Consider the following 10,341-nt stretch of genomic DNA (forward strand, 5'->3'; position numbering starts at 1 on the left):
TACACACCTCGCGAAGGGAATCGCCGTGAGCGGCATGGCAGTATCCGTTATCGCAGTCTGCTTGCGAGTATTCGAATACGGGATCAGTGTGTACGGCTGGCGAACACCGTTGGATGTCGGTTACATCATGGAAACCACGGACGGAATAATGTTCTACTGCTCGATCCTGGTGACGATGCTGGTTTTCCTGCCATCCGTGCTGCACTCGTTGCGCCGGAAACCGGTCCAGCAGCCGCCGCGGCAGCAGTACTACTACGGAACGCCGAACGGCTACTGACACCGGCGAGCGGCGTCGGCCCGTGAGTGGAGAGGTCTCACGGGCCGAGCACGGCCCCGCTTCCAGTCGCGAGAGTTCCGACCGCAAGGCTTCCGACCGCAGGGCTCCCAGCCACGGGGTTTCCCGCGTCCGGGACCGCTAGCGCAGCCAGCTGCGCTGCGAGAAGTCCTCCTCGTCGTCGTCCCATTCCTCGGCGGCGGCCCGACGACGAGGTCGCGGCGCGGGATCGGGACGCTGCTCCGAAGGCCGGGTCGGTGTCGGATCCGGCTGCTGCTCGACCGGAGGCTCCTCGGGTATGGACCTGCCGAACCGCCCGGCCGCGACGTTCCAGCCGTCGTCCGGCCGCGCGGGCGGCGGTTGTGCTCCGGCCGCGCCCGGAGCAGCGCCCGGACCAGATGGCGGGCCACCGGGGAAACCGCTGGAACTCACCTGATGAGCGAAGGGGTCCTCGTCCTCCCGCTCACCGATGCTGATCTGCTCCCTGCGGGCGCGTTCCCGCAGCACCGCCCGCTCGGCCTCCAGCCGCTGCTCCTCCTCGCGTCGGGCGCGCTCCTCCTGTTCCCGAAAGACGCGTTCCCGCTCGTCCACCTCGGCCTGCACGGCCGCGGTCTCCCGCTCGTACTCGCTGTCCAACTCGTCCTTGCTGCGCCGGGACTGCTCCACCACAGCCTCGATCTCGGCGACCGACACCTCGGACCCGTACATTCCCCTCTTCCACGCCTTCCCCCGAATCCGGGGAGCACGACGATCGGCTAGCGCTCATTCCTCACCCGGCCGGTCTATTTCTCGTTCGGTTCGCCCAGCACGGCTTGATACTGCCAGGAAGTGTCCGAGTCGAGGCCGTCGTCGAACAGATCGCCCTCGGTGCGCCAGGGACTGTCGTTGCTGCGCTCCTCGTCGCCACCACCCTGCTGGCCCGCACCACCCATACCGCCCATGGGCATCATTCCACCCCGGGCAGCGCCCTGCTCGCTCTGACCGGACGTGCCGCTCGACTCGCCCATGGAGGCCAGCCCGGTGGCACCCTGCGAATCCGTCGGGCCCGATTTCCCTCCCATTGTCGACAGCCCCGCCTCGCCCGCTACGTCGCCGAGCTGGTTCTCGGAACGACCGCCGCCCCAGATGCTTCCGCCGGTGTCCTCCGGAGAGCTGAACAGATCGCCGGAGAACGCGGTGAAGGTGGGCCGACCCGACGACAACTGCTCGGAATCGCTGAACACCCCGGCGCCCGCCCACTGCGAAGTGGTCCGCGCCGCGGCCTCGTACGGGTCGCTCTGCCGCGCTCCGTCGGGACCCTGCCCCTCCTCGGCGGGGGTTCCGGGGAAGGTCGCCGCATCAACCGGAGCCGCGGATCGGTCCTGGCCGAAGTCGACGGTCTGGGTGCTCGGCTGACCGTTCCCGTCGTCGACCGTGACGCGCAGCCCGCCCTCGGCATCGCGTGCCACGTTGACGGTGCGCTCGCCGTCACGGATGACAGCGGTGCCGTCCTCGTTCGGCCGGATGACGGTCGGCTCGCGCGAACTTCCGGTAACGTTCGTGGACTCGCCCGCAGTCGGCGGCACACCCTGCTGGCCGGGAGCACGGGAGGATTCCGTCGCTGCCGGTGCGACGGAATCCGAGCCGGTCGCACCGCCCGACTCACCGAACGGGATCTGGTAGTTCCGGGGCTGTCCCTGCTCGTCCAGCAGCGTCAGCTGGGTACGGCCCTGCGAGTCGACCTCGCGAACGGCGATCCGCTCGGCACCCTCCCCGATGGTCACCTGATCCAGATCCGGCTCGGCCTCGGCACCGCCGGTTCCGTTCGGAGCCGCCGAAGCGGCCTCCCCACCCTGTTCGGACAGCCGGGAGCGAATCTCCTCCGCCGAGGGAGTCTCCGGCTGCTCGGGCATTCCGGCTCGCTGCCCGCCCGGCGCGCCCGCACCGCCCGTTGTGCCGGCTGGTCCGCCACCACCGCCGGGAACGCCACCGGGAGCACCACCTGGAGCACCTCCGGTGCCTCCGGTGCCCTGGGACCGACTGGTCACTCCGGCGTCGGAGGGAGTCCGCTGCTCGCCCTGCTGTCCGCTGTCCTGCTGCGGATCCTGTTCGCCGAGTTCGTCGAAGGTGTCGTCGTCCAGCTTGGCCAGTTGGTCCCGGAGCGCGGAGAACGCCTTCTCGGTGTGCTTGTAGGCGTCGTGGATCTCCTTGCGCAGCGCCTTGACGTCGTGGGCGTACCAGCCGCAGAAGTCGTCGAGCCACTTGATGCGTTTGTTGGCGACGGTACCGCCGCCGTCCCTACATCCCGGCGCACCAGGGAGGCGGAGATCGTCCCAGGTGATCCGGACATGGTACTCGATATTCGTTGGTTTCTCGGCATCCTTGGTATCCACGTCTGTGTTCTTCGGCAGCTGCGCTTCGACGCGCGGCAGCAGTGCCTTGCCGAACTCCTTCATCTGCGGCTCCTGCAGCTTGGACTTGCTGTAGCGGAGCCCATCGCGGACCATCTTCTCCATGCCGTCGAGGTCCTGGAGCATCTCCTCGGACTGGTCGTCCTCGCCGTAGTGCTTGTAGAAGCTGCTCTTGTCCTTGAAGTCGGACAACCCACCGGGGCCGATGCGGTTCTTGGGGACCTTCGCCGCCTCGTGCAGCGCTCTGCCGGTCGCGTTCAGGTCGTCGCAGTACTTGTTCAGCGGCCCTTTTACACCCGTGTACCGCTGCCGCGCGGCGTCGGCCGCCGAACCCTGCCACGCCTGGTCGATCCCCTTCTCCAGTGAGTCGAGGTGGCTCAGCCAGGCTTCCCGGTTACCGGCGAGTTCGGAGAGCTTGCCCGAGGCGGACTCAAGCATCCCCCAGCCGATGCCGCGCAGCTTCGGCAGATCGTGCGTCTCGGTGGCTCCGGTGCCGTAAACCGCGTACTCGTCGCCGGGGTACTTCTTGGCCGCGCCCTCGTGGGCGCGCCATCTCCGGAAGACCCTGCCCCACACGCCGTCGCGCAGGACCTTTTCGAGCTCGTTCAGCTTGTCCAGGTGGAAATCCGAGTTCCCCTGGCCGGAAGGGGAACCGTTCTCCTTGTCCGACTCGTAAGCACTGGAGTAATTCTCCCGGCCCTGTTCCTGAGCCCTTCCCTGGACGCCCGCGGGACCCACGAATCACTCCCCCTTCCCGGCGTTGGACACGTTCTCGGCCTGGGCCCGGTCCCGCGATTCCATGTCGCTGAAGGAGGACTCGATGTTCTCGGCCAGCCCGTTCAGGTGATTCCGCGCCTTGCCGAGTGAACCGGCGAACCCCTGGCAGGCGGTCTCGAAAACGGCACCGACGCCGATGTCCCTGCCGACCTGGCCGAAAGTGCCCTCTCCCGAATCGATCGACTCCGCGAGGTTCGTTCCCGCGTTGAAGGCGTCCGCCAGGTTCCGCGTACTGTTGGCGACCCGCTTCATCGCCTCGCCGTCGTAATCGGCGGAGCCGTCCGACCGGCCCATGACGTCGTCCCCCTAAACCGCTCGTTCCGACCAGCGCCCGTAACGCGAACACGGGAACGTGACCGTACGGCGCACCGTGGATCATCCCAGACCGTGCGGTGTCGCCGTGAGGGTTCAACGACGTCATTGCACACGCAAAGCGGCGAGTACCGGCTACTACGAACACCGGCCGCCGCGAAGCGGCACGCCGGAACCGGCGGTACTCGAGCCAACAGAGCTGTTGCTCAGGTCGGTGGTGACACGAGCACCACCGCGGCGATCGCCCCGAGAGCGATCGCGACGAGCGGAAGGAGCAGGACGTAGAGCAGATCTCCGACGAAGTAACGCATGACGGATCACGCCCACCGGTTACCGAGCGGTCGGGTACGGGAGTCGATTCACCGCGCCACGAGTCAGCGACCAGAACGGCGATTCAGAACTTGGCCCGGCGATCGGAGCTTGGCCCGGCGAATCGGGGATCGACAAGACGGGGTCAGGGCCTGGCACGGCGTGGCCAGTGCTCCACCAGCCAGTTACTGCCGTCGTGCGCCAAGGTAGCTGCCTTGGCACCCGCGACGGCGAGAGCGGACAACACGACAAGACCTGCGACCAGGCTGATCGCGAACAGTGCGACCAACATGGTGACAACAATGGCACCCATGTGACGAGGCTCTCACAACTGGGCGCCAAATGCGAGACTTTGATCACATATTCATCTGATCGAGCCAACGACCTCGGCCAGTCGCTCCGCGGTTCGCTTGGCGCACTCGGCCGTGGGGGCCTCCACCATCACCCGTACGAGCTGCTCGGTTCCGGAGGGACGCAGCAGTACCCTGCCGTGCTCGCCCAGCTCCGACTCGGCGTCGGCGACCGCCTCGGAGACCGCCGGAGCGTTGACCGCGGTGCTCTTGTCCGACACGGAAACGTTCACCAGGCTCTGCGGCAGCCTGGTCATCGTGCCCGCGAGCTCGGCCAACGGGGCTCCAGCGGCCGCCATCCGCGACATCAACCGCAGCGCGGTCAGCAGCCCGTCCCCCGTGGTGGCATGGTCCGGCAGCACGATGTGGCCGGACTGCTCCCCGCCGAGGGCGAACCCACCGTCCCGGAGTTCCTCCAGCACGTAGCGGTCCCCGACCGCGGTGGTACGGAGTGCCACACCGTACTCCCGCATCGCCAGATGCAGCCCGAGATTGCTCATGACCGTGGTCACGACGGTATGCCCCGTCAACTCCCCGGAGTCCCGCATCGCCACGGCGAGTATCGCCAGCAGCTGGTCGCCGTCGACCAGTTCACCGGCGGCGTCGACAGCCACGCAGCGATCCGCGTCCCCGTCGTGGGCGATGCCCAGATCGGCGCCGTGCTCGAGCACGGCCTCCCGCAACCGCTCCGGTCGGGTCGAGCCGACATCGGCGTTGATGTTGAGTCCGTCGGGCTCGGCGTGCAGCGCCACGACCTCCGCACCGGCACGTCGGTACGCCTCGGGGGCGGCCCGGAAGGCCGCGCCGTGGGCGCAGTCGACCACCACCCGCAGCCCGTGCAGCGAGCCGGGCGTGGCGGCCAGCAGGTAGTCCACATAGCGGTCCAGCGCGTCGGGCATGTCCCGCACGCGGCCGACGTGCTCGCCCACCGGACGGACCGGGTTCTCCGCCATCCGATCCGCGATCTCGTCCTCGAGGGCGTCGGCGAGCTTGTGCCCGCCCGCCGCGAACAGCTTGATCCCGTTGTCCGGCATCGGGTTGTGCGAGGCCGAGATCATCACACCCAGGTCCGCCCCGGTATCGGCCACCAGCCGCGCGACCGCGGGTGTCGGCAGGACCCCGACACGCACCACATCGGCCCCGGCGGAAGTCAGCCCCGCTGTCACCGCGGCCTCCAGCATCTCACCGCTGGCCCGGGGGTCCCGCCCCACCAGGGCGATCCGCCGACGTGAGTCGTCCCGGTCGTAGAGCACCCGGGCAGCCGTGCTCGCCAGGGACATCGCCAGCTCCGGGCCGAGATCGGAATTGGCCAGACCGCGCACCCCGTCGGTGCCGAACAGACGGGACAACCGCTTCCTCCTGATGCTCACGGCACACGTAGGGCCTGTTTGGGACTTGGTGGGATGGTCGACCGAACCGGTGCGGCACCTCGCGGAGTCCCGGGACATGTGGAGCGGTCAACCGCGCCACCCGACCCGCTGCCTCACGCCGACGTCCGACTCGGCTCGTCCGGAACCTCTCGGCCCGGCGCGACCGCGCACTCGAACACCGAACTCCGCCGACCAAACACCACGGGAGCAGCCCCGGTGCCCGACGGACTACCGAGACTGCTCCCACAGGATGTCGGCACCGCCCCGCTCCTGCCACCGCGAGGGGCGGGCGGGGCGAACCGGGTTCGCCGAATCGGGCGAACCCGGGAAAAGTCACCGCTTGCTGTACTGCGGGGACTTCCTGGCCTTCTTGAGGCCGTACTTCTTGCGTTCCTTGGCCCGCGGGTCACGCGTGAGCATGCCGGCCTTCTTCAGGGTGGGCCGGTCCTCCGGCTGGTAGGCCACCAGGGCACGGGCGAGCGCCATGCGCAGCGCACCGGCCTGGCCGGAGGGGCCACCGCCCCTGAGGTTCACGAAAACGTCGAAGCCCTCGGTGCGCTCCACCAGCTCCATGGGCTCACGGGCGATGTTCTGGTGCACCCGGTTGGGCATGTACTCGTCCATCGGCTTGCCGTTGAGGATGAAACGGCCGGTGCCGGGAACCAACCGAACCCGAACGATCGCCTTCTTGCGACGCCCGACGGTCTGGATCGGCCTGCTGGACGGAAACGGCGCCACGCCCTGAGCGAAAGCCTCAGGGGCCGGCTCGTCGGCCGGGACCTCTGAATCGAGGACCTCGGGAGCCGGGGCTTCGTCGGTCTCTGGAGTGCTCACGTGCTCTTCCTCGTATCCCTCGGTCACTTCTTGGCCTTCGTTTCGATCTCGAAGGGCTGCGGCTGCTGCGAGTGGTGCGGGTGATCCGGCCCGGCGTAGACCCTGAGCTTCTTGGCCATCGCGCGACCGAGCTTCCCCTTGGGCAGCATGCCCTTGATCGTCTGCTCCAGCAGACGCTCGGGCTTGTTGTCGAGCATCTCGCCGAAGGAGTTCTTCTTCAGGCCGCCGGGATAACCGCTGTGCCGGTATACGAAGGCCTGGTCGCGCTTCTTACCGGTGAGGACGACCTTCTCGGCATTGACGATGACGACGAAGTCGCCGGTGTCCATGTGCGGAGCATAGGTCGGCTTGTGCTTGCCACGCAGCAGCGTGGCGGCCTGGGTGGCCAGCCGGCCGAGCACTACGTCCTCGGCGTCGATCACATGCCAGGCGTGGGTCACCTCGCCGGCCTTCGGGCTGTACGTGCGCACGGGTCTACCTCGTCGTCGTTCGCGTTGGAGTCTCGGTGCGGCAGTCGTGTCCCGTCGCCCATCACGTCGGGGCGTATCGCGATCCGATTCACCCCGTGGGAACCGGTACGTCCCACGAGCGATCGAGACCGTCACCTCGTGCGAGCCGCCCCCGGGGCTTTCCACCTCGGCCGGTCACCGAGTCATCTCGCGGTCGTACACACCCACCGCACAACAACGGATGAGAGTACTCGGTGGCTGACAAGCGGGTCGAAACGGGTCCCCGAACACCCACCGCGCCCCACGTGGGAGCCACGGTGGCGGCAAGAACCAGCTTCGGCCTATCCCAGCACCACCGTCATGATATCGGACGGGTGGCACGGCGAAGACGTGCCCCCTGGACCCGTTGCGATCCAGGGGGCACGTGGCCGGGTCGGCGCGGTTCAGCCGCCGAACTTGGCGGCGTTGGCACGCTCACCGGCCTGGTAGGACTCGTTGGCCGCGTTGATGGCCATGCCCATCTTGGCCGTGATCTCACGCATGTTCTGCGCGGCGTTGTCCCAGTCCTTCTGCGCGGCGAAGTACTGCTCCTGCGCGTCGCCCTCCCAAGTGCTGATCAGCGGCTTGAGCATCTGCTCCAGCTCGTCGAGCTCCGCCTGGATCTTGGTCGCGGCCTGGTTCAGGCTCTCGGCACCGGCGCTGAGCTGGCCGAAGTCAACCTTGATCGAACTCATGAGACTTGTTCCCCTCTGTGAAGATTATCGGACTCGAAAAACCCGGAAACCGGCTCAGCCGTTGAGCATGCCCTCGATCTTGGAGACCTCGGCGGCCTGCTCCTCGTCGCGCTGCGCGTAGTCCTGACCCGAGGACTTGATGTTCTCGCTGATCTCCTGCAGCCGCGTGGTGATGACGTCGGCGTTCTGCCGGAACTGGTCCATCAGCTTCTGGAAGGTCCGGCTCGCGGTGCCCTCCCAGGAGGCGATGACCGGATCGATCTCGCCCTGCAGCTTGGAAATCGCCTGATCGACGTTGTTGCGGACCTCCTCGACCTGAGCAGCGGAGCGCTGCATCAGCTCGACATCGGTCCCGAATCCCTGACCCATTTGGGAATCCCCCTTCAATCCGTCGCTGAAAGATCGGTCGAACTTCCGACGCAGACATTGCCAGAACGGTTCCACCGGTGTCGTGGTTTTCCGCGGATCACGTTGCTCATGTAAACGGGCCGGTTCCCGAACGCGCCGGAAGCACCGCTCCACACGACCCCGTTCCGGAGGCCACACCGGAGAACGAGGCTCGAAGGAGCGGGATCAGCGCACCGAGATGCTGCGCACGACCCGCTCACAACCGGCCGTCACGCGCCGTTCCCCGGCGGGGTCGTACTGACAGCCGATGCTGATCCTGGTTTTCGAACGGTGCAGCACGTACCAGTCCACAACGGAACCGGACAATCGTTCGCGATAGTGAACCACCCGTTCACCCGCGAACCGGGTGTCCGACTCGAAATCGGACAGTTCACTGTCGGAACCGTCGAACTTCTCCCGCAACTCGCGCACGGATCGCCGACGGTTCGCCGAAACGTCGTAGCCCGGTCTACCCGCGCGCACCGAGATCACCTCGTCCCCACCGGAGTCGGGCGGCCGGATGCGCGTCTCCCACAGCTCGGGATCGCCACCGCCCTGCCCCCAACCCGCCGGGTACTCGAACTCATAGCCGTAACGAGCCACATGACCACCGCGCGCCGCGGGCAGGAACAGCGTGATCGCCAGCGTGGCCACCACCCCCAGCACCAGGAGCACCGCCGTGACCGCGAAAAACCACTTCCGCCGGGAGCCCCCACGTCGTGCCGGTTCGGCGTTCCGGGACGACGCCTTCCCGTCGGGGGCACTGGAAAAACCGGGTGCACCCGGAAAACCGGTGCCGCCGTGGTCGGTCGCTCCGGAGGCGGTCACGCCGGAAACCGGTGTCGTGGTTCCGCTCGGCCAAACTCCCGGCGCGGAACCGGGGGGATGGTGCCCGGGGACGGGCGGGCCGCCGGAGTGCGGTGGCGGGGCCGGTGCGCCACCCCCGACAGGCGAACCGCTCGTCAACTGCCCGGAGCCGGGCGGCACGCGCAGCGCACGCGTGACCTCACGAGTCGGGTCCTCCCGCACGCCACGCAGCGCGCCGCGTGCCACCACGGTCTCGGGTTGATCCAGCGTGGTCGGCACGATCCCGGTTCGCTCGTGGATCAACCGCGCGACCATCGGCACCCTGCTGGAACCGCCGACGAGGAAGACGGCGGCGAGTTCCCGCTCGGTCACCCCTCCGTCGGCCAGCACACCGGGGAGGAGATCGGCGACGCCGCTCAACGAGGTCACGATCAGCGATTCCAGGTCGGATCTGGTGACGAGGGTGTCCGAGAACGGCGGTGGCAGCGGGACATCGGTGTAGCTGTGCCGGGACAGCGTTTCCTTCGCGCCGCGCACGTCCTGCCGGAGCACCCGTCTGCGACGCCTGTCGGCTATCTCGCGGCCCTCGACGAGCTGTCGCCATCCCGCCGGATCGACCGGCTCGACCGTACTTCCGACATGTTCCAGCAGTGCCTGATCGATGTCCGCCCCACCGAAATCGGGCTTGCCACGGGTCGCCAGCACCCGGAAGGACTCGTCGGTCCGGCGCACCAGACTCGCGTCCACCGTCCCACCGCCGAGGTCGAGCACGGCCAACGCGGCGCCGTCGGGCAACCCGTGGCCCGCCGCGTGGAACACCGCCGCTCCGACCGGCTCCGGCAGCAGCACGACTTCGGTGGCCAGCCCGGCCGCCGCGTGGCGCAGCCTGCCGGTACGCACCGTCCCCCAGTCGGCGGGGTGGGTCAGCACCAGCAGATCGACGGCCGCTCCGCCCGCGTATCGCCGGGCCTCGTCGACCGCCCGGGCCAGCACCGCGCGGATGGCGTCGCCCACGGCGAGCACGGTCCCGCCCAGCAACAGCTCGACCTCGTCGATGCGGCGTTTGGGGTGCGGCTCGAAGCGGGCCGGATCGACGGCGGCCTGCCGCTCCGCCTCCTGACCGACGAACAGCGTGCCGTCGGCCGAGGCGAACAGCGCCGAGGAAAGCAACGGATGACCGTCGATGACCACCACGTGTGGTTCGGCCCCGTCGAGCGAGGCGACGGTGCAGGTACTGGAGGTACCGAAGTCCACCGCGACGTGCAGGGTCAAGCACAACTCCTTCGGTGCCGCCGGTTGTCCAACACCGGCGCCGGTCGACCACCGGTCACGATCAGCTACTCCGTTG

The 10,341-nt window shown here is 68.2% G+C and carries 11 protein-coding genes; 1 reads left to right on the forward strand and 10 read right to left on the reverse strand.

Annotation, left to right across the window (positions count from 1 at the left end; genetic code table 11):
- Positions 1–61 precede the first annotated feature (61 nt).
- Complete coding sequence (locus J2S53_RS12720; RefSeq protein ID WP_456241154.1) at positions 62–277, forward strand: hypothetical protein; 216 nt, start codon at positions 62–64, stop codon at positions 275–277.
- Positions 278–415: 138 nt separating this feature from the next.
- Here the strand turns inward: J2S53_RS12720 and J2S53_RS12725 are convergent, their stop codons facing one another.
- The 10 genes from J2S53_RS12725 to J2S53_RS12770 all read right to left on the reverse strand — a co-directional run bounded on the left by J2S53_RS12725 (position 416) and on the right by J2S53_RS12770 (position 10,265).
- A complete protein-coding gene (locus tag J2S53_RS12725; RefSeq protein ID WP_456241155.1) occupies positions 416–982 on the reverse strand; it encodes a hypothetical protein in 567 nt (188 codons plus the stop codon).
- 74 nt (positions 983–1,056) lie between these two features.
- Positions 1,057–3,402 (reverse strand): WXG100 family type VII secretion target, encoded by a 2,346-nt coding sequence (locus J2S53_RS12730; RefSeq protein WP_456241156.1) that lies wholly within the window; start codon positions 3,400–3,402, stop codon positions 1,057–1,059.
- 3 nt (positions 3,403–3,405) lie between these two features.
- A complete protein-coding gene (locus J2S53_RS12735; protein ID WP_456241157.1) occupies positions 3,406–3,735 on the reverse strand; it encodes a hypothetical protein in 330 nt (109 codons plus the stop codon).
- Between the two features lie 472 nt (positions 3,736–4,207).
- Complete coding sequence (locus J2S53_RS12740; RefSeq protein ID WP_165400703.1) at positions 4,208–4,375, reverse strand: hypothetical protein; 168 nt, start codon at positions 4,373–4,375, stop codon at positions 4,208–4,210.
- A gap of 51 nt (positions 4,376–4,426) precedes the next feature.
- Positions 4,427–5,761: a phosphoglucosamine mutase gene (gene glmM / locus J2S53_RS12745; RefSeq protein ID WP_456241158.1), complete on the reverse strand. Its 1,335-nt coding sequence runs from the start codon at positions 5,759–5,761 to the stop codon at positions 4,427–4,429.
- 354 nt (positions 5,762–6,115) lie between these two features.
- On the reverse strand, positions 6,116–6,643 hold the full coding sequence (gene rpsI, locus J2S53_RS12750) for a 30S ribosomal protein S9 (protein WP_092925801.1): 528 nt from the start codon (positions 6,641–6,643) through the stop codon (positions 6,116–6,118).
- Positions 6,640–7,086 carry a 50S ribosomal protein L13 gene (gene rplM, locus J2S53_RS12755; RefSeq protein WP_092626165.1) on the reverse strand — a complete coding sequence of 149 codons (447 nt, stop codon included), beginning with the start codon at positions 7,084–7,086 and terminating at the stop codon, positions 6,640–6,642. The genes rpsI and rplM overlap by 4 nt, the downstream gene beginning before the upstream one ends.
- Positions 7,087–7,508: 422 nt before the next feature.
- The gene (locus tag J2S53_RS12760; protein WP_092976465.1) at positions 7,509–7,799 is read right to left on the reverse strand and encodes a WXG100 family type VII secretion target; all 291 of its coding nucleotides are present in this window, start codon (positions 7,797–7,799) and stop codon (positions 7,509–7,511) included.
- Between the two features lie 54 nt (positions 7,800–7,853).
- Positions 7,854–8,168 carry a WXG100 family type VII secretion target gene (locus J2S53_RS12765; RefSeq protein ID WP_092626790.1) on the reverse strand — a complete coding sequence of 105 codons (315 nt, stop codon included), beginning with the start codon at positions 8,166–8,168 and terminating at the stop codon, positions 7,854–7,856.
- A 204-nt stretch (positions 8,169–8,372) separates the two neighbouring features.
- Positions 8,373–10,265 carry a type VII secretion-associated protein gene (locus J2S53_RS12770; protein ID WP_456241159.1) on the reverse strand — a complete coding sequence of 631 codons (1,893 nt, stop codon included), beginning with the start codon at positions 10,263–10,265 and terminating at the stop codon, positions 8,373–8,375.
- Positions 10,266–10,341 lie beyond the last annotated feature (76 nt).

It is taken from the genome of Actinopolyspora lacussalsi (assembly GCA_030803735.1).
Lineage (GTDB): Bacteria > Actinomycetota > Actinomycetes > Mycobacteriales > Pseudonocardiaceae > Actinopolyspora > Actinopolyspora lacussalsi.

Bases quoted from the DNA above. Each gene is read 5' to 3' on its own strand.
- J2S53_RS12740 (WP_165400703.1), bottom strand. From the start codon at position 4,375: ATGGGTGCCATTGTTGTCACCATGTTGGTCGCACTGTTCGCGATCAGC.
- J2S53_RS12725 (WP_456241155.1), bottom strand. From the start codon at position 982: ATGTACGGGTCCGAGGTGTCGGTCGCCGAGATCGAGGCTGTGGTGGAG.
- J2S53_RS12760 (WP_092976465.1), bottom strand. From the start codon at position 7,799: ATGAGTTCGATCAAGGTTGACTTCGGCCAGCTCAGCGCCGGTGCCGAG.
- J2S53_RS12735 (WP_456241157.1), bottom strand. From the start codon at position 3,735: ATGGGCCGGTCGGACGGCTCCGCCGATTACGACGGCGAGGCGATGAAG.
- J2S53_RS12765 (WP_092626790.1), bottom strand. From the start codon at position 8,168: ATGGGTCAGGGATTCGGGACCGATGTCGAGCTGATGCAGCGCTCCGCT.